Source organism: Prevotella sp. HMSC077E09, from assembly GCF_001814685.1.
GTDB classification, from domain to species: domain Bacteria; phylum Bacteroidota; class Bacteroidia; order Bacteroidales; family Bacteroidaceae; genus Prevotella; species Prevotella oris.
In genome coordinates this window covers 54245-73898 of the sequence record NZ_KV817502.1, presented here as the reverse complement: position 1 = coordinate 73898, position 19654 = coordinate 54245, and the positions used below count along the sequence as shown (strand labels likewise).

Genomic DNA, 19654 nt, shown 5'->3' with positions numbered 1-19654 from the left:
CCCTCCCTTGAGGCGAGGTTAAAGTTGCAGCTCTCTTTGTTGTTAACCAATGGGTTGCTATAGCTTGGAAAGCCATAGCACAATGATGATTTTCCTTGCAAGTTCGGGCTCCCCTCCCTTGAGGCGAGGTTAAAGTGGCAGTTCTTTTGTTGTTAACCAATGGGTTGCTATGGCTTTCCAAGCCATAGCACAATGATGATTTTCCTGCAAGTTCGGGCTCCCCTCCTTTCGGAGGGGCTGGGGGAGGCTCCCCCTTTGGGATGGGGGTAGGTATTAAATATTCTTTTACAAAACCCTTCTGAAAACTCCCCCTGTTTCAAATTATAATCCTCTTGGACGCAAATACGCGAGTTTTGAGGCTTTTTTCTAATCGCTTGATAATCAGTATTGTAGTGCCTTTTAAGGCAGATTGCATGCTGAAAAGATATAGATGCGGATGTGTTTTGCGTCATGTTAGGCGCTCATTTGACGCAAAACGCGCGATGCTTTGAGGCATAATGCGCGGTGATTTGGTGCACCTTGCCATGTAAAGTGACGCATATTGCAAGATGATATGGCTTATTTTGTGTTGCTTTTTGCTGAAAATGGCCTCGGATAGTCACGAAAAACGGCTTTTTATTTTCTATTTGGTCAATTCGCGAAGGGGGTAAAAACGCGACATAAACTTTACAAAATGGGATGTAAAGTGCATGCCGGTTATGTCTTAAACCGCTATCTCCGATTGCTCGAAAAGGGAGAATAGGAGGCGAAAGTACAGCTTATTCTGCTCCCCAAATCTCGCCGTCTTTCATGTGAATTGTGCGGTCTGTGATGGCTGCAAGCCCCTCATCGTGGGTCACAATGACGAAAGTCTGTCCGAATTTATCGCGTAAGTCGAAGAAAAGTTGATGCAGTTCAGCCTTGTTTTTGCTGTCAAGACTGCCCGAAGGTTCGTCTGCAAGAATCACAGCGGGCTTGTTGACGAGGGCTCGGGCAACGGCAACGCGCTGCTTTTCTCCCCCTGAAAGCTCGGCAGGTTTATGGTGGGCGCGGTCTGAAAGGCCCATGAAAGCAAGCAGTTCCAAGGCCCGTTGTTTGGCTTCGCTGTTGCTCTTGCCTGCGATATAGGCTGGAATCATGATGTTTTCTAAGGCAGTGAATTCGGGCAGAAGCTGGTGGAACTGAAACACGAAGCCTATATGTTGGTTGCGAAAGTCGCTGAGTTTGCGCGTTGAAAGACTGCTCACGTCGATGCCGTCGATGCAAATGGTGCCTGCATCGGGCTTGTCAAGCGTCCCGATGATCTGCAAGAGCGTGGTCTTTCCGGCTCCCGATGGGCCTACGATGCTGACTACTTCGCCTTTGTTGATGTGCAGATCAATGCCTTTGAGCACTTGAAGACTGCCGAAACTCTTCGTTATATTCTTGATGTCAATCATATCAATGATGTGTTTTAAGATAACTTTCTGCGCCGTTTGTCAATCCATCTTGCAAGCGACTCCCAGGCACTTCGTTCCTCGGTATGCTGCGACTGAGAGTATGTCATGACTTCCTGATCGCCGTATTGATCGGGGAAAATGATGAGCAAGTTCTTGCCGTTGAAATATCGTTGGACTTCATCGGGCAGGTATTCCTGTGCATTCTTGTAGGAAACCGTACCCTTTCGGGCGGTCACAATGACGAGAAGATGGTCGTCGGAGAGGCTGTTTGCCAATTGCGGAAGGGCGTTCCAATGTTCCATGTTGCTGTAATCGGCACGCACTTGAGGGTGTCGGTTCTTGATATATTCATTCACTAAGGCAAGCGTATCCGTGCGTCCGTGGAACTGAATGCGGCAATCTAAGTTGCCCGCTACACGCGCCAAGCGCTCCAACCAGCGGTAGAAACCGGGTTCAAATTCGGCCCGTGAAGGTACGGCTACCTGTATTCTGCGGATTGTGTTGAGGGGTTGATTGAGCCTTGCCATCATGATTTGTTGGTTCAATCCGTTGAATAAACTCTGATGAAACTCGCCCCAAAACTTTGAAGAAACCTCTTTGTGACTGTGCATTCCAATAAGGATTTCGGTGGCTTGAAACTCTTTGAAAGCATGCTTTATGCCGTTGGCAATGTTGGCAGCAACGCGTGTTTGCGTCTGAATATGCACGTCGGAGCCGGAACAGTAGCGTGTCACTTGCTCCAATAATCGGTTGCCTTGTTCCATGTTTCGGCGCATGTGCTCGTCATCATAGACCACATTGAGGGCCACAAGTCCACGCCCTTGCTTGCGGTCTTGCATCAGAATGGCCATGTTCATCAGGTATTCTGCATACTCAGGATACTTCACCGGAACGAGTATTCTCTCGTCTTTTATCTTTTCTTCTGCTTCTGCCGGCATCTCCTTGTCACGTAAGACGATGTGTTGTGCTGATTGTTCTGTCAGAATGCTTGATATGATGCAGGTGAATAAAATCATGATAACAACGGCGTTAAGCATCTGTGCACTCACCACCGGAGAGCCGTCGGCAGAGGGCAATCGCATGCCGACCATCACCATGGCAATGGCACCTGCGGCGTGAGCGGACGTCATTCCAAACATCATGTGGCCTGAACTTATGGGCATTCTGAAGCCCATGCATGCGATATATGCAGCGATAGCTTTGCCCAAAGTGCCGAAAACAGTGATGCAGATGACGGCCCAAAGGATGCCACCTCCATTGAAAAGCAACCGCACATTGATGAGCATGCCCACGCCGATGAGGAAATATGGAATGAAAACTGCATTGCCGATAAACTCCAATCTGTTCTTCAATGGCGACACGGAAGGGATGTATCGGTTGAGGATTAAGCCTGAAAGGAAGGCGCCGAAAATGCCTTCTAATCCAATGGCTGCACTCAAAGCGGCGCATAGGAAGACTGAAGCCAAGACGAAAATAAACTGCATCACGGCATCACTGTAACGGCGGAGAAACCACCGTGTGAGTCTTGGAAGCAGGAAGATGACGCCCCCACAGTAGGCGATGAACTTCAAAACGAAGATCAACCAGAAGCCAATGCTTCCCTCACCGCTGTTGGATGCCACGATAGCAGCCAAGAGAATGAGCGAGAAGAGAAGGGCAATCATGCTTGAACCCACGCTCAAAGTGACGCTCGGTTTACGCTGCAAACCGTATCTGCTGACGATAGGATAGGCCACAAGTGTGTTACTTGCCATGATGCAACCTAACAAAAGTGATGCTGTTTTGCCATAGTTGAGCAGACTTATGCCCATGAAATAAATCAGCACTAAAGGCACAGTAAAGGTCAAGAGCCCGAAAATGAGCAGTTGATTCTTGTTCTTTCGGATGCTCTCCATATCCATTTCGAGGGCTGCAAGAAACATGATATAGTAGAGACCTACACGTCCGAAGAGTTCAAAAGAGTCGTCTCTGACGAGGATATCCAAGCCATATTCGCCCACAACAACGCCTGCCAGAACCATTCCAATGATATGAGGGATGCGCAGTTTTCCCATGATAATCGGTGCAAAAAGGATTATCAGCAACACCACAAAGAATACAAGTGTGGGGTCTGTGATGGGAAAATACTGGGCGATATGCAACATATTATTGCGCAAAGTTACACAAAAAAACGTGAAACCCAACGTTTGCCGTGGTGTAAAATGTGATTTGTCGGTTCATGAAAGCTGTTCATTCGCAACGCGAAAAGACTTTTTTGCTTTTTTACCCCTTTACCTTTTTGCTTTTCACAAATATGTACTAACTTTGCAATACAATATTTGTTAATGCACAAAGTCATGTTGCAATTAGATCAGTTTTATAAGGCACGCTACGTGTTGAGCAACGTTTTACGCAAGACGGAGCTTATACATGCGAAGAAAATCAACCCGGATGTGGACGTTTATCTTAAGCCGGAATGTCTGCAGTTGACGGGTTCTTTCAAGCTTCGGGGGGCTTATTTCAAGATTTCCCAACTCTCGGATGAGGAAAAGAAAAAGGGAGTCATTGCCTGTTCTGCAGGAAATCATGCCCAGGGTGTAGCCTTGGGAGCCACTGCAATGGGTGTGAAGAGCCTCATTTGTCTGCCTGAAGGTGCTCCGATCTCTAAGGTTGAAGCCACCCGAAAGTTAGGTGCTGAGGTGATGCTTGTGCCCGGAGTGTATGATGATGCCTATCAGAAAGCGTTGCAATTGCGCGATGAAAAGGGTTACACTTTCGTGCATCCTTTCGACGATGAAAACGTCATTGCAGGGCAGGGAACGATAGGACTTGAGTTGCTTGAGCAGCTTCCCGACCTCGACGCTGTAGTCGTTCCTGTGGGTGGCGGAGGCTTGATTTCAGGTGTTGCCTATGCCATTAAGAGTCTTAATCCGCATGTGAAAGTCTACGGTGTACAGGCAGAAGGCGCTCCAAGTATGGTCAACAGCATTCATGACCACAAGATAGAATGTCTGCCAAGTGTATCGACTATAGCCGACGGCATCGCTGTAAAAGAGCCGGGACAACTGACCTTTGACACCTGTTCCAAATATGTAGATGAGATTGTTACCGTTACGGAAGACGAGATTTGTGCAGCCATTTTGAAGCTCATCGAGAGTGAGAAAATGGTGGCAGAAGGCGCGGGTGCAACGAGCGTTGCAGCCGTAATGTTCAACAAAGTGCCCGTGAAAGGCAAGAAAACCGTGTGTGTTGTCAGTGGCGGAAACATTGATGTGACTATCCTGAACCGTGTGATTAATCGCGGACTTGCCAAGAGTGGCCGTCTCTGTACACTTGACTTTGAACTCGATGACCAACCTGGAAAGCTTGTCGAAGTATGCTCTGTGATTGCCCAGAAAGGGGCCAATGTGACGGGAGTGCACCATGATCGCTCGGCAAATCGCAAGAAAGTGAATGCTTGTATGCTGCGTGTGACCATGGAAACCAAGAACCAAGAGCACATTGATGAAATCCTTCAAGCTCTTAAGGACAAGGATATAACCATATTGTATAACCCAAACTTAAAATAATTTATATGAAAGCTATTCACACAAACAACGCTCCTGCCGCTATAGGGCCATATAGCCAGGCCATCGAAGTCAACGGTTTTGTATTCGCATCCGGACAGATTCCAATCGATCCATCGACAGGAAACTTCGTGGAAGGTGGGGTTAAGGAGCAGACCAAACAGGCTATTACCAATGCCGGCAACATTCTGAAAGAAGCAGGAACAGACCTTGCTCATGTCGTAAAGACAACGGTCTATTTGGCCGACATGAATGATTTTGCTGCCATGAACGAGGTTTATGCCACGTTCTTCAGTCAGCCTTTCCCAGCTCGTTCGGCTGTAGCTGTGAAGGATTTACCCAAGGGTGCACTCGTCGAAGTAGAGGTGTTGGCATGCAAGGGCTAAGAAGAGAAGAAAGTAAAAAGGTAGAATAACACCACAAAAATAAAAGGGTAAAAGCGCAAAAAGACGCTTCTTGAATTCAAACTCAAGTGTAGTCTTTTTACGTTCTTACCCTTTTACCGTTTTATTTCTATATTACTTTTTAGCCTTTATCAGGTATTCTGCAATCTGAACAGCATTCAACGCCGCGCCTTTTCTAATCTGGTCGCCCGTCAGCCACAGTGTGTTGCCGTTGTCATCAGCCAAGTCTTTGCGCACGCGTCCTACGTAGACATCGTCTTTCCCCGCACTCTCAAGGGGCATGGGATATACATAATGCTGCGGATCATCTACCAAAGTAACGCCCGGAGCAGCTGCCAAAGCCTTGCGGATTTCATCGACAGAGAGCGGTTTCTCGGTCTCGAACCACACGCTTTCAGAGTGAGAACGAAGCGAACTCACGCGTACACAGGTGGCACTCGTGCGCACATCGCTGTGCATAATCTTGCGTGTTTCGTTATACATCTTCATCTCTTCCTTCGTATAGTCATTCGAAGTCATCTTGTCAATCTGTGGAATGACGTTGTAAGCTAACTGATGTGGGAACTTATCTACAGTCTTCACACGGCCTTCTTCAATGAGTTCCTTATACTGTTGCTCAAGTTCTTGCATGGCAGCTGCACCTGCTCCGCTCGCACTTTGATAGCTTGCAATGTGTATCTTGCGTATATGACTGAGCCGATCTATGGGTTTCAACACCACAACCATCATGATTGTAGTGCAGTTGGGATTGGCAATGATGTGACGGGGACAGTTCAGTGCGTCTTCAGCATTCACCTCGGGAACCACCAAGGGCACGTCATCGCACATGCGGAATGCACTGGAATTGTCGATCATCACAGCGCCATGCTTCGTTATGGTACCTGCAAATTCCTCTGAAGTCCCTGCACCTGCCGATGTGAAAGCAATGTCCACATCCTTGAAGTCATCATTATGTTGCAGCTGTTTCACCTCATATTCTTTCCCCTTGAAGGTGTATTTGCGGCCCGCACTGCGTGTAGAGCCAAACAGAACCAAGTCATCCAACGGGAAATTTCTCTCTGCAAGAATGCGCAGGAGCTCCTGTCCTACGGCCCCACTTGCACCAACAATTGCTACTTTCATAAGCGATATATCATTTAATTCTCTGTTCTATGTTGCAAAATTACATAATAATTTCGTAACAATGGCTACGATATGATGATTTAATTTGACTTTTTGTGTGAAATTGTAGCTTATGGAATACCCTCTTTTATGATTGTATAATCATCGTGAACCGTTTTCTTTTGTCATGTGATACAATTCATTGATCGTTTTGTCTCCAGTCAAATCATTTTGTAACTTGCGTCAGATTACAGTGTAACTTGACTCAAATCATCTTGTAACTTGACGCAGATGACGCTGTAAAATGAATGGAATTGCGATGCAATCTGGTGCAAATAGCGGTGTAATCTGCGGCTCCCTAACTTTCACAAAAAGGCGAAAGCAAGTTTAAGACAAGTTCTTTCGCTCATCTATTTCCCAAGAAAAATATGTAAATTTGCAGCAATAAACCCATTAATCAATGAACAACGAATGGAATAAAATGCTGAAAGGAGAACCCTATGACGCTCTAAATGCTGAAATTCTCGATTTGCTTTTCAAGACAAAAGACCGCATCCGGCAATACAATCAACTGCCACCGAGCGACAATGAAGGCCGGGAAACAGCTGTCAGAGCTATCTTGGGAAGTTGCGGAGAGCACCCCATTGTGAACTCACCTTTCTACTGTGACTACGGTTGTAATATCCATGTGGGAGACCATTTCTTTTCCAACTTCAACCTTACCATACTTGATGAAGCTATGGTCACTATCGGCAACCATGCCTATATTGGCCCGAATGTGAGCCTCTACACGGCTTGTCACCCCACCGACCCTGTTGAACGACGCAAGGGAACAGAGTGGGCTAAGCCCATTACGATAGGCAATGATGTGTGGATTGGCGGCAATGTGACCGTTCTCCCCGGCATAACCATCGGCAATGGCTGCACGATTGGCGCTGGTTCGGTGGTCACATCTGACATTCCCGACGGTTCAATTGCCGTGGGAAATCCCTGCCGTGTCATCAAAACCATTGCCTATTCGCCTACTGACGACACGGAAACCGAGATATAGGAAGAAGTTGATCATAACGGGAAAACAATAATATAAAGCAACAACATACAAAAGAACATGAACTTCAAAACATCATTTCTTCTCGCGATTTGCTCTCTCATGCCACTCCATGGAATGGCAACCAACGACAAAGATAATGCTTCCAAGCGCTGGTCTTTGCAGACCAGTTTCGGTGGAACGACACTAACCGACAACACACCCGACGGACAAGACTTTTATATGGGTGATGAAGAAGGCTATTATTTCGCCCTTTCAGCCGACTATTTTCTAAAGAACCGTCTTGCATTGACGGGCGGTTTATACTATGAGCAAGAAGGAATAGCCACTTATTATGCCTCGGGGATTGGCCTGAAAAAAGTCAACATGTTGGGTATCGAAGGAGGTATCAAGTGGTATTTCTTTCCGAAAAAATGGATTATCCAACCACATATCGGTGCGCTTGTGCAGACAAATTTCCTCAATCTTGGCCACATGAAAGGCAGCGAAGAGCATGAGCTGAAGCAGGGATATCCCGGCAGTCATGTCCAATTGGATTATGATGTGCAGTGTCCTGCATTGGCGGTTAAGCCACGAGTTGGCCTCGACCTACGCATCATCAGCACAGTTTCACTCTGCTTTGCCTATGACCTCAGCTTCGGACTATGGGGACATCACCGTGCCGATGTACGCTTTCTCGACCATCCGCTCACAGGACAAATCTGCCATTATCAAGCCGACAACATCCGCTCTGCATTTAGTCTGGGCGTTAAAGTAGACTTTCCAACGAAGCCAATCTCTGACACTGCGGTAAACAATCTGCTCATGATTTTATCCTCTTGGATTGGTTCTAAGGCTTATCATTAAAGCATCTTCGCCCCATGCCTCACTTCAATTCCGAACTTTTCAGACAGGAAGTCATCAATATTGTCGGTCAAATTCCACGCGGACGCGTGCTCACCTACGGCCAGATTGCACGCTTGGCCGGCTATCCCTTGCATGCCCGACACGTGGGGAATGCCCTCCATGGGCTTTCTGATGAAGCCATTCCGTGTCATCGGGTCGTGAACAGTGCAGGGCGACTTACACCGAATTGGCCCGAACAACGGCAGCTTCTTGAAAGCGAAGGTGTGCTTTTCAAGCCGAATGGAAATGTTGACTTGAAGCAAGCGCAATGGGAGATAACAGCCTTTTCAGAACCATAACACCTGACTTTATTTTGCATATCAGCCTTTTTTTCGTAGCTTTGCAGCTATAAACTTAAAAGGAAAAGATAGATATGGACAGCCCTTATAGCAAACAATTTCCTTCATTAATGAAAGGGAAAAAAATCATGTATGTGCACGGTTTCCTTTCTTCGGCACAGAGTGGAACTGTGAAAATGCTGCAAGAACTTATGCCCGAAGCCTCTGTTATCGCAGAGGATATTCCCGTACATCCCGAAGAAGCCATGCAAATGCTACGCAAAATGGCTGACAACGAACAGCCCGATCTCATCATAGGTACGTCGATGGGCGGCATGTACACCGAGATGTTGCACGGCTTCGACCGCATTCTTGTCAACCCAGCCTTTGCAATGGGCGACACGATGAGCAGCATGACAGGACATCAGGAGTTTCAAAATCCACGCAAAGACGGTGTGCAAGACCTCATGGTTACTAAGGGACTCATCAAGGAATACAAGGATATAACGACGCAATGTTTTGCCAATATAGATACCGAGGAGCGTGAACGCGTCTATGGTCTCTTTGGAGACAACGACCCAGTGGTGCATACTTTCGACCTTTTCCGACAGCATTATCCCTATGCAATCTATTTCCATGGCGAGCATCGACTGATAGATAAGGTGGCACTTCATTATCTTATACCCGTCATTCAATGGATAGACGACCGACAGAACGGTACAGAACGCCCCATAGTCTACCTGCATTTTGATGCCCTTCACGATAGTTTCGATAAGCCATTGAGCAGCATGCACAAGGCTTATGAACTGCTGTTGGAACATTATCAGGTGTATATCGTGGCACCAGTGCCCACCAACAACCACGCCTATACAGAGGAAGTGCAGCATTGGACGGAGGAGTTCTTCTCTGCACCTGCCTATAATCACGTGATATTCACCAATCAGAAAAACCTTCTCTACGGTGATTATTTCATTGATCCACAGCCTCATCCCGACTTCATGGGCACGACTATCGCATTCGGAAGCGATGAGTTTAAGACGTGGGAAGAGGTGATTACTTTCTTCGAACGATTGGGAGGACAATAAGAGAGAGCCTCCCCCACACCATTAAAAGAAAGAGAAAACAAGTAGGAAAAAAGCTAATTCATAGAGATTTTAATACAAACAACTGCGAAAAAACACTAAAAGCACTTGCTTTTGCGACATTTTATACGTATTTTTGTCGCAGAATTTGCGATGATATAAAACTAAAAACGTCGCAAAATCTGCGACGTTTTCTCACTTAAAGAAATATTCTATACACTACAATGGCAAACGAAATCGTATATGGATTCACTGAAACTCCGTTCGGAACAGTTATCGTTGCACGCACGATTGACGGCATCTGCGACCTCCAGTTCTTAGGTTGGAATCGCATGGAAGTAATTCATGAGTTAGCAAGTCATTGGGGAGTATATACGCCAACGACACAGAATGACCTGATGGCCGACACAGTAAAGCGCGTTATCTTTGATGAATACGACCACCCCTTGAAGCTTGATCTCCAAGGAACTGACTTTCAAAAGAAAGTTTGGAGCGAGCTTTTAAAGGTCAAGAAGGGCGAAACGCTCTCCTATCAAGAGTTGGCAGAGCGCATCGATCAACCCAAAGCAGTGCGTGCTGTGGCTTCAGCTGTGGCCGAAAATCGCATTGCCATGCTCGTACCTTGCCACAGAATTATCCACAAAGACGGCACTACGGGAGAATATCATTGGGGACGTGAGCTGAAGAAACAACTCTTGGAGTGGGAAAAAAAGACTGTTGACAATGCCTAATTTCATTTCTGCTGACGAACTCTTCCACCGCATTTTAAGTATCATAGAGGCCGAAGCTGACACTCCGATCAACAAGTTGTTGCACGAAACTTTGGTGCTCACATGCAGCGAGGGACTGGCAGGAAGCAACCTTGCTTTCGGCAACTTGTTTGCCCAAGTGGACTTCCTTTGCAAGAAACATCACATAGCTGTCGGTGACACTATAGCCATTCAGAACATGAGAAGGGCCAGCAACAGGGCCGAAAACATGCCTCATGAAGAACTGATGTATGCCTGCCGAGCCCTTGCCGTGTTTGTTTCTGCCGTCTTTGATACCGATATTCCATCCTTTCTTGTGGGGCGAATTCCTGTGGAAGATATGCCACAAAAGGAATACAGACATATCGACTACCGCTATATCCGAGGCCTTGTCAGCGAGGTTACCGACGACACTTTTACCGTCAATATCGACCAAGATACCACCGAAAAACAGCTGATCATACACCTCAAACCTCATCAGGAATATCTCAAGAACCTACTCCAGATAGGTTCACAGGTAAATCTTATCGATGTAGATACAGCCAAAGAAGCCTCTATAATCGTATATGAGCCCGACTATCTCATTGATATCAGCAGCATTGCCCGATGCTTTACTGACTACGGACACCACCCACTTTCCTACCTCATCAATGCCATGTCGCCAGCTGCCAACAGTCAAGCAATCCTGCTTGGAAACTTTGCCGGTACTGCTTTGGACGACATTATCAATGGTAACGGGCATTATATCTGGCGGGAAACCTTTAAAAAGAACTTCAAGGATAAAGCCTTGGAATACTGCACTTGCGATGACCTTAACCGTAAGGAAGACTTCAGAACGGCCGCACTTCGACAGACCCAGAACATCCAACAGATTGTAGCTGAACTCTTTGGCGACTTTCATGGTGATCTGATGCAGCCGCAAACCGACGTCACTTTCAATCGGGAAAAGGCAATCCTTGAGCCTTCTTTCGTCTGCGAGCAATTGGGATTGCAGGGCCGTGCCGACCTGATGACCACCGATTTCAAGTTGCTTGTTGAGCAAAAGTCGGGCAACAACTACAACATTCAGACGCATCAGCCCAACGAATATGGCAGCTTTCAGAAAGAAGAACACTATGTACAACTGTTGCTTTATTACGGTGTTTTACGACAGAATTTCCATGTTCCGAGCAACAAAATCGATATGCGTCTGCTCTACTCCAAATATCCGTTGCCAGGCGGATTAGTTGTAGTGAACTTCTATCAGAAGCTCTTCCGTGAAGCCATCGGCCTGCGCAACCGCATCGTAGCCTATGAATACAGCTTCGCACTCAACGGCTTTGAGGGCACAACCGACATGCTTTCGGCCGACATTATCAATGAAAAAAAACTTGCAACGCCATTCTATTTCAAGTATATCCAACCACGTCTTGATGCCGTCATCAATCCACTTCATAACCTTTCACCCCTCGAAAAGGCCTACTATGAGCGCATGATGACCTTCGTTTATCGCGAGCAATTGGCTGCCAAAGTGGGCGAACAGGAGGGTGTAGGAAACGGTACTGCCGACCTTTGGAACATGCCCTTGGCTAATAAAAAGGAAGCCGGCAACATCTATACAGACCTCACAATTGCAGCAAAAGCCAAGAGCAAGGACATCAACGGCTTTGACATCATCACACTGAACGTGCCCAATCAGGGCGAAGATTTCCTGCCCAACTTCCGCTTGGGTGATTTAGTTTACCTCTATTCCTATTCGCCTTTAGAGGGTCCTGACGTCAGAAACTCACTTCTCTTCAAAGGGAATCTCATCGAAATCCACACAGACAGTGTAACCGTAAAGACCGTAAACCCCATTCCCAAGGAGGGAAATGTGTGGGCTATAGAGCATAGTGGCAGCGACATTGGAGGCACTTCGGCTATCCGTTCGCTGCATCAGTTCATCACGTCTGCCCCGAAATGCCGCCAACTCTTGCTGGCACAACGTGTTCCGGAGCAGGATACCACTGTGCAACTCACACGAAATTACCACCCCACTTACGACCCCCTGCTTCTCAAGGCCTTTCAAGCAAAAGACTATTTCCTGTTGGTCGGCCCTCCGGGAACAGGCAAAACGAGTATGGCTTTGCAGTTCATGGTACGTGAAGCCTTGGCTAAAGACGAGTCAATTCTGCTGATGAGCTACACCAACCGCGCTGTAGATGAGATATGTGGCATGCTTTCTGAGAACGCAATCGACTATATCCGCATCGGCAGTGAATACTGTTGTGACAAGCGATATAAGTCACATCTGCTTAGCGAATATATCGAAAACAACCCTCGATTGAATGTTATTCGCGAGCAACTCATGGCATCTCGCGTCATAGTCGGCACTACAAGTACGCTTCAAAGCAAGTCTTATATCTTCCGACTCAAGTCGTTCTCCATGGCCATCATCGATGAAGCAAGTCAGATTCTCGAGCCAAATCTCGTGGGACTACTGTCACATTTGCCGAAGTTTATCCTCATTGGAGACTATAAGCAGTTGCCTGCGGTGGTACAACAAGAGGCAAATATCTCGGCTGTACACAATACTTTGCTTCATGAAATCGGCCTGACTAACTGCCGAAACTCGCTTTTCGAGCGTCTCATTCATGTGGAAGAAGCAGCCCAAAGAAGCGACTTCATGGGCGTTTTACGGGCACAAGGACGCATGCATCCAGCTGTTGCCGCCTTTCCAAACCGTATATTCTACTTCAAAGAACGCCTGAAACCTGTGCCTCTGCCCCACCAGTTGGAGAAGCAACTCGACTATCACCTACCGTCTATTGACACTCTCGATGATGCACTGAAAGCATATCGAATGATGTTCATTCCATCGGAGTTACGCCGTCATTCGCAGCTTTCTGATAAGGTAAATGCCGATGAAGCCCAGATTGTTGCACGTATCTTAGGGCGCATCCACCGTTTCTATGGCCCGAGTTTTGATGCCAATCAAACCGTGGGTGTCATCGTTCCCTATCGCAATCAGATTGCCATGATTAGAAAAGAGATAGAAAAACTTGGCATCACCGGCCTCGAAAAGATCAGCATCGACACCGTGGAACGCTATCAAGGAAGCCAGCGTGACGTCATCATCTATTCGTTTACAATCCAGCATCGCTATCAACTCGACTTCCTGACTGCCAACTGTTTCGAGGAAGATGGCCACATTATCGACCGCAAACTCAATGTAGCCATCACGCGAGCAAGGAAGCAAATGATCATGACGGGTTGCAGATCAATCCTCGAACAGGATGCCGTTTTCAAGGAACTCATAGCAACTTCGGCAATCTTCAATCATCTGTCACACGGAAGATAAAATCTACTGTAACCTTAAGAGAATAATTATTTCTATTCTTTCAGAGAGAGGGAGTGCTTCATATAACATTTTATTGCATCTTATGGGAACTGCAGATGATGAATAACAAAACGGCAATTCAATAGGTACCAATGATATATGATGTATAAATCCGAATCATGAAATATTTTAATAAAATGCTTTCAAATGATTCACAAAAATTTACTCAGCATCAAATACATCAGAAATAAGCATTTTTAATAACGAATTTATATATCATACTTTATGAAAATTCCACAATCATCTTAATCTTCAGGCAATGCAATCTCTATCTAATTAGTGTTTACTGAATAATATATACTTTAATAGACACTAATTATACGGCCAGAGTTCAATCTGTTTTGTTAATGACGTTCCGTTGAAAGGTTGAGCAGCATGATTGCTCTTGTTATGCCATTCTAATCGACTTGTCAGAAAACTAAATGTGAAGCTGTTCTCAATCCATATTATATTTTAATCTTTTGTCCACCTTTTTGTGTCGTTTTGTCCACCTGCCGTTTTTCCACTTTCCCTATCTTTGTCGGCGTAAACCTAATGAGTACAGCTATTAGCCCCTATATATAGAGGAGAATTTTCATGAATAGGAAAATGCGGCAGACATGAGATTGCCGTTTTAACAAACTACTGTTTGCAGTCTGTCTTTCAAGAAACAATGTTGTGAAGTAGTCTATGTCATGAAGTGGCTTGGCTTGAAGTTTGTCGATAAGAAAAGCTGAAGATTTATCAATAACAACCTAAAAATAACTAAAAATGAGGAAACAACTAATCTCTGTGATGCTTTGTCTGGCAGCATTAGGCGGTCTGATAACCTGTCCGATGCCTGTGAGTGCTTCGGTATTGCAGTCACAAACCATCAAAACACAAGGTCAGGTGGTTGACGAACAGGGTGAACCTCTCATCGGTGTGAATGTGATGGTGAAAGGTTCAAGAATAGGTGCGGTGACCGATCTTGACGGTAAATTCCAGCTGGAAGTGCCTGCCAATGCAACGCTTGTCATCAGCTATGTGGGTTATAAAAGTCGTGAGGTTGCCGTTCGTAGCAGGGCAATCCTTGATGCCGTACAGCTGTCTCCAGATAACCATGTGCTCGACCAAGTGGTCGTAGTGGGCTATGGAACGCAGAAGAAAGCCGACCTTACGGGCTCTGTATCTATCGTGAATGCCGAGGATTTGAAAAAGGTTTCAAACTCCAATATATCGACAATGCTTGAGGGAAAAGTGCCAGGTGTGCAAATCACTACAGACGGACAACCGGGTGCCGACCCTATGGTTAGAATTCGAGGCATCGGTTCTTTCGGCAGTACTGCACCTCTATATGTGGTCGATGGTGTGCCCGTTGGTACGACCATTCGCGATTTTTCACCTAATGATATAGCCTCCATTCAAGTGTTGAAAGATGCTGCAGCCGGTGCAATCTATGGCTCGCGAGCTGCCAACGGCGTGATTATCATCACGACAAAGAACGGTCAGAAAGATCAGCCTTTGAAAGTTGATTACTCTGGTTACGTGGGAGTTGACAAGATTTCGACTGGTGTTTACGATGTGATGAATGCCGACCAATACAGCCAGTATATAGGTCAGGCATGTACAAACTCGGGTACTCCTATTCCCGGAGGCTATAAGTTGAACCCTGAAACGGGGCGTTATCAGTTTATGGATAACACCGATACCGATTGGTTTAACGAGGTGTTTAAGACAGGAGTCAGGCAGAATCACAATGTAAACCTCAGCGGTGGCGGTGCACACAACACCTATAATATCGCGCTTGACTACTTCCAACAGAAGGGAACTCTTGAGGGGGCAGGCCCCAATTACAAGCGTTATACGGCCCGTGTGAACAACACTATGGAAACGAAGTTCATCAAGTTCCGCACGAGTTTCGTCTATTCGCATTCCAATCAGGACAATATGGGACTCTCCAATGCCTCAGAATATGTGCAAGGTCTTTATGGAGACGTGAGCAATGTGTTGCGTGGAACGCTGTTGATGCAGCCTACAATCAAGGCATACGACCCTTCTACGTGGGTGCTTGACGACAAGGTGGGCTTGGCAAATGGCTATAAATACGATGCATACGGGTATGGAGTGTACTATGATAATATTCATGGTGACATCTCGGCTTCCAATCCTTTGCTCGTAAATCACCTCTTGCAGCGCAACACTTTGGTAGACCGTTTCGTGGGGAATGGCTCTGCTGACGTTGATTTGTTCAAGATGTTGGGCCTTAACAACAAGAACCACAGCTTGCATTACAATCTGAACCTCTCTTATAGTAAGACGCATGCGAAGGACTTTACGTGGATTTCGGCATGGGCACAAAGCAACCGTGTGTACTTGGATAAGAGCAATGAGCGACTCACGAAAGGCAGCCGTGACTATACAGATGCCTTGATTGAGAACACACTGACTTATGATGGGCATGTCGGTAAGCACAACATCAACCTCGTGTTGGGTCAGACCTACGAGGAAGAGCATACCGATTTGTTAACAGGGCAGGGCATTAATATGAACGAGCCCTATTTCCTACAGCTGCAAAACAGTAAGAAACAGTATGCCGAGTCCTTTGAATTTACCCATGCGTTGAGTTCTTTCATTGGTCGTTTGAACTACAACTACGATGAGAAATATCTGCTTTCATTGATCGTTCGACGTGACGGAAGCTCCCGTCTGACGCGAGCCATCCGTTGGGGAACGTTTCCTTCAGTGTCATTAGGTTGGCGTTTCGACAAGGAAAAGTTCTTTCCTATCAGTCGAGATGTGGTCAATATGTTCAAGCTTCGTGCCAGTTATGGTGTGCTTGGCAATGAGAATATCGGCGAATATCAATACATGGCAACCATGGCACGCAACAATATGACCTACAGTTTCAATAATAAACCGGTGTCGGGTTCGGCAGTTTCAACCTTTGTCAATCAGAACATAGCTTGGGAAAAGAAGAAAACGACGAACGTTGGAATTGATGTTGCCATGTTCAACAACCGCTTGGAGTTCACTGCCGAATGGTATAAGAACCGCTCGGAAGACTTGCTCTATGGTGTTCCTGTGCCCGAACAGGCTGGCGTTTCCAACACATCGGTGACGATGAATGCGGCTTCTATGGATAACAGTGGCTTTGAATTCTCGGCTACTTACCGCAATCGCGACCACGCGTTGAAGTATGAAATCGGTGCCAATTTGAGCACATTGAATAATAAGGTCACTTCTTTGGGATTTGGAGACAAATATATCACGGGCGCATATGCTACATATGTGGGGCGCGAAATCGGCAAATTCTATGGCTGGGTGTATGAAGGCATTGCCCGTACGCAGGCAGATTTAGACAATCATGCTACGCAGCAAGGAGCCAATATCGGTGATTGCCTGTATAAAGATGTAAGTGGGCCGAACGGAGTTCCTGACGGCAAGATTGATGAAAACGACCAAGTGGTTTTGGGAAGTGGACTTCCCAAGGTGAACTTTGGTGTGAATGTTAGGTTGGAATACAAGAACTTTGACTTGAATGTCTCTACCTATGGTGCGCTCAACTATCATGTGTCTGATGATATCTACAATAGTCTGAACTCTTGCTATGGCTGGGGAAACAAATCGGTGGATATGCTTGATGCCAACCGTTATTCGGAAGATGGGGCAACATATCTGTCGGATGTGCCCCGCACCTATGTGACTAATAATGCAACTTTGGGGTGGAACGACCTCTTCAGTTCGCGCAAAATACAGAATGCAGCCTATTGGAAGATTGCTAATGTAGAGTTGGGTTACAATTTCCCTAATAAGTGGTTGGGTGGTCTTGTCAGTGGTGTGCGTGCCTATATCTCGGCACAAAACCTCTATACTTTCACCAAATATCATGGTTATAACGTTGACTATGCAGGTGGAACCTTTACTCCAGGCTATAATTTCTGTTCTTTCCCGAGTGCACGCAGTGTGATGTTTGGCCTTCACTTTACATTCTAATGGCTTGCAGATATATCCAATTCATCATGTAAAACATTAATAGATTATACAAAATGAAACTATATAAACTATCTCTTGCCCTTGTGTTGGGGCTTGGCATGCTTGCTTCTTGTGGCGATAAATTAGAGTTGGTGAACCCCAATCAGCAGACAACGGGAACCTTTGGCTTTAATGCTGACGACTTGGAAGAGAGCGTTATAGCAGCTTATAACCATATCCGTATGGAAGGTTCTTATGCTCGTGTGGGATATATGATTGATGTATGCCGAGGTGATGAGGCATGGAACTCATCACAGGTTTGGTATCTTCCATTCGACGATTTGAATGCACCAGTGACGCATGACATTTCGTTTTGGCCTTGGCGTGAATGGTATTACACCATTAATGTGTGTAATTTCGGCATCTCGCGTTGTGGAGATAATGATGCGGTTTTAAGTGAGAGAATGCGCCGTATCAAGGGACAGATGCTCTTCCTTCGTGCATTGTCTTATTACAACCTTGCCGGATATTATCAGAATCCACCTTTGATTACCGACTATGCCGGCTATTCTACGTTGGATGGTCTTTATGGAAAGAACAGTTCGTATGACGAGGTCTTGGACCAAGTGGAAAAGGATTTTCAAGAGGCTATGACCTTACTTCCATCACGTGATGCCGGTGGAGAGTGGGCCGGTGGACGTGCTACGAGTGGTGCAGCAGCCGGATATTACGCCCGCACATTGATGCAACGCCATAAGTATAGCGAGGCTCTTGCGGTGCTGAAAGATATCATTGGTAGGAAATATGGCACTTATAAGCTGATGCCCAACTATGGAGATAACTTCAGGGAAGGCTCGAAATATGAGAACAATGCCGAGAGTCTGTTTGAAGTTCAGTTCTTGGATAAAGACTCACAGGGAACGGATGATGAGTGGACTCCAGTCAATACGAGCGTCAATGCCACACAAGGCTCAGCGATAGAAAGCAACTTTGCCCCTGGCGTTTATGGTGGTTGGGCTGATGTTTCGGCCTCTCCTTGGCTCTATCAGCTGTTTAAGCAGGAGCGAACAACCAAGGGTAAGCTTGATCCTCGCCTTTATTGGACTATCGGAACGTATGAAACTGATTGGGAAGGATTTGAGAATGGCAATGTAGGGTATACCAAACCAATGACTGCAACAGATACAGTGGTGACCAATAATAATAATGGTGGACTACCCATCGCAAAGAATACTAATATGCGTACTGGGCTTTATGACAAGGTTGTGACTGGCTTGCACGATGGTATTAACTTACGTCTGATGCGTTATTCTGATGTGCTCTTGCGTGCTGCCGAATGTGAGAACGAGGTGAATGGACCTACGCAACAGGCGATTGATTGGATTAACCAAGTACGTCAACGTGCAGGATTAGTAGGTCTGAAATTAGCTGATTTCCCCACAGCGGATAAGTTGTTTGAGCAGATTGCCAACGTAGAACGCCCGAAAGAATTCGGCTGTGAGTTCGGTCGTGGCTTTGATTTGATACGCTGGGGCTTCTTCTATAGCGCTGACAGATTACAGCAATTGAAAGAACACGGCACGTTCCGTCGCTCCGTTCATCATGCTAAAGATGCCGTCAGTTATACACAGGTGGGCATTGATCCAGAACTGAAAAGCTCTTACGATACCTATACTCAAGGGCATGAGTTCTTGCCAATTGTTCAGTCATTAACGAATAAGAATCCTAATCTTGATGGTAATTCGGCCAATTATGGCAGTAATAACGCTACTTATTTCCAGGGAAAGGGCTGGACAGTTCGCCCTGTTGTAAGTCTTGGCCATTAAGCTGTTAGCTATTCATTCACTTCAAAA

Annotated in this window: 13 protein-coding genes; 10 read left to right on the top strand and 3 right to left on the bottom strand. The window is 46.1% G+C overall.

Annotated elements, in window-relative coordinates; all coding sequences use genetic code 11:
* Positions 1 to 758: 758 nt before the first annotated feature.
* Positions 759 to 1418 (bottom strand): ABC transporter ATP-binding protein, encoded by a 660-nt coding sequence (locus HMPREF2983_RS02095; RefSeq protein WP_004371129.1) that lies wholly within the window; start codon positions 1416 to 1418, stop codon positions 759 to 761.
* Positions 1419 to 1432: 14 nt separating this feature from the next.
* Entirely contained in the window at positions 1433 to 3562 is a 2130-nt protein-coding gene (locus HMPREF2983_RS02090) for a cation:proton antiporter (RefSeq protein ID WP_070666255.1), read from the bottom strand.
* A gap of 192 nt (positions 3563 to 3754) precedes the next feature.
* On the opposite strand from HMPREF2983_RS02090, the gene ilvA reads away from it, so the two are divergent.
* Positions 3755 to 4966: a threonine ammonia-lyase gene (ilvA, locus tag HMPREF2983_RS02085; RefSeq protein ID WP_004378382.1), complete on the top strand. Its 1212-nt coding sequence runs from the start codon at positions 3755 to 3757 to the stop codon at positions 4964 to 4966.
* 5 nt (positions 4967 to 4971) lie between these two features.
* Positions 4972 to 5349: a RidA family protein gene (locus HMPREF2983_RS02080; protein WP_004371132.1), complete on the top strand. Its 378-nt coding sequence runs from the start codon at positions 4972 to 4974 to the stop codon at positions 5347 to 5349.
* A gap of 132 nt (positions 5350 to 5481) precedes the next feature.
* Here HMPREF2983_RS02080 and HMPREF2983_RS02075 read toward each other — a convergent pair whose 3' ends face one another.
* A complete protein-coding gene (locus HMPREF2983_RS02075; RefSeq protein ID WP_070666252.1) occupies positions 5482 to 6489 on the bottom strand; it encodes an aspartate-semialdehyde dehydrogenase in 1008 nt (335 codons plus the stop codon).
* Between the two features lie 439 nt (positions 6490 to 6928).
* Between HMPREF2983_RS02075 and HMPREF2983_RS02070 the strand changes: the two genes are divergently transcribed.
* From HMPREF2983_RS02070 to HMPREF2983_RS02035, 8 genes are all read left to right on the top strand, one after another.
* Positions 6929 to 7519 carry a sugar O-acetyltransferase gene (locus HMPREF2983_RS02070; protein ID WP_070666250.1) on the top strand — a complete coding sequence of 197 codons (591 nt, stop codon included), beginning with the start codon at positions 6929 to 6931 and terminating at the stop codon, positions 7517 to 7519.
* A 57-nt stretch (positions 7520 to 7576) separates the two neighbouring features.
* A complete protein-coding gene (locus HMPREF2983_RS02065) occupies positions 7577 to 8362 on the top strand; it encodes a porin family protein (protein WP_070666245.1) in 786 nt (261 codons plus the stop codon).
* A gap of 14 nt (positions 8363 to 8376) precedes the next feature.
* Positions 8377 to 8700: an MGMT family protein gene (locus HMPREF2983_RS02060; protein WP_070666241.1), complete on the top strand. Its 324-nt coding sequence runs from the start codon at positions 8377 to 8379 to the stop codon at positions 8698 to 8700.
* A 74-nt stretch (positions 8701 to 8774) separates the two neighbouring features.
* Positions 8775 to 9764 (top strand): YqiA/YcfP family alpha/beta fold hydrolase, encoded by a 990-nt coding sequence (locus HMPREF2983_RS02055; RefSeq protein WP_070666238.1) that lies wholly within the window; start codon positions 8775 to 8777, stop codon positions 9762 to 9764.
* A gap of 221 nt (positions 9765 to 9985) precedes the next feature.
* Complete coding sequence (locus HMPREF2983_RS02050) at positions 9986 to 10492, top strand: methylated-DNA--[protein]-cysteine S-methyltransferase (protein WP_070666236.1); 507 nt, start codon at positions 9986 to 9988, stop codon at positions 10490 to 10492.
* Entirely contained in the window at positions 10485 to 13829 is a 3345-nt protein-coding gene (locus HMPREF2983_RS02045) for an AAA domain-containing protein (protein ID WP_070666234.1), read from the top strand. The genes HMPREF2983_RS02050 and HMPREF2983_RS02045 overlap by 8 nt, the downstream gene beginning before the upstream one ends.
* A 789-nt stretch (positions 13830 to 14618) precedes the next feature.
* On the top strand, positions 14619 to 17822 hold the full coding sequence (locus HMPREF2983_RS02040; RefSeq protein WP_070666230.1) for a SusC/RagA family TonB-linked outer membrane protein: 3204 nt from the start codon (positions 14619 to 14621) through the stop codon (positions 17820 to 17822).
* Between the two features lie 53 nt (positions 17823 to 17875).
* Positions 17876 to 19627 (top strand): RagB/SusD family nutrient uptake outer membrane protein, encoded by a 1752-nt coding sequence (locus HMPREF2983_RS02035; protein WP_070666227.1) that lies wholly within the window; start codon positions 17876 to 17878, stop codon positions 19625 to 19627.
* The last annotated feature ends 27 nt before the right edge of the window (positions 19628 to 19654 follow it).

Bases quoted from the DNA above. Each gene is read 5' to 3' on its own strand.
- HMPREF2983_RS02095 (WP_004371129.1), bottom strand. From the start codon at position 1,418: ATGATTGACATCAAGAATATAACGAAGAGTTTCGGCAGTCTTCAAGTG.
- HMPREF2983_RS02090 (WP_070666255.1), bottom strand. From the start codon at position 3,562: ATGTTGCATATCGCCCAGTATTTTCCCATCACAGACCCCACACTTGTA.
- ilvA (WP_004378382.1), top strand. From the start codon at position 3,755: ATGTTGCAATTAGATCAGTTTTATAAGGCACGCTACGTGTTGAGCAAC.
- HMPREF2983_RS02080 (WP_004371132.1), top strand. From the start codon at position 4,972: ATGAAAGCTATTCACACAAACAACGCTCCTGCCGCTATAGGGCCATAT.
- HMPREF2983_RS02075 (WP_070666252.1), bottom strand. From the start codon at position 6,489: ATGAAAGTAGCAATTGTTGGTGCAAGTGGGGCCGTAGGACAGGAGCTC.
- HMPREF2983_RS02070 (WP_070666250.1), top strand. From the start codon at position 6,929: ATGAACAACGAATGGAATAAAATGCTGAAAGGAGAACCCTATGACGCT.
- HMPREF2983_RS02065 (WP_070666245.1), top strand. From the start codon at position 7,577: ATGAACTTCAAAACATCATTTCTTCTCGCGATTTGCTCTCTCATGCCA.
- HMPREF2983_RS02060 (WP_070666241.1), top strand. From the start codon at position 8,377: ATGCCTCACTTCAATTCCGAACTTTTCAGACAGGAAGTCATCAATATT.
- HMPREF2983_RS02055 (WP_070666238.1), top strand. From the start codon at position 8,775: ATGGACAGCCCTTATAGCAAACAATTTCCTTCATTAATGAAAGGGAAA.
- HMPREF2983_RS02050 (WP_070666236.1), top strand. From the start codon at position 9,986: ATGGCAAACGAAATCGTATATGGATTCACTGAAACTCCGTTCGGAACA.
- HMPREF2983_RS02045 (WP_070666234.1), top strand. From the start codon at position 10,485: ATGCCTAATTTCATTTCTGCTGACGAACTCTTCCACCGCATTTTAAGT.
- HMPREF2983_RS02040 (WP_070666230.1), top strand. From the start codon at position 14,619: ATGAGGAAACAACTAATCTCTGTGATGCTTTGTCTGGCAGCATTAGGC.
- HMPREF2983_RS02035 (WP_070666227.1), top strand. From the start codon at position 17,876: ATGAAACTATATAAACTATCTCTTGCCCTTGTGTTGGGGCTTGGCATG.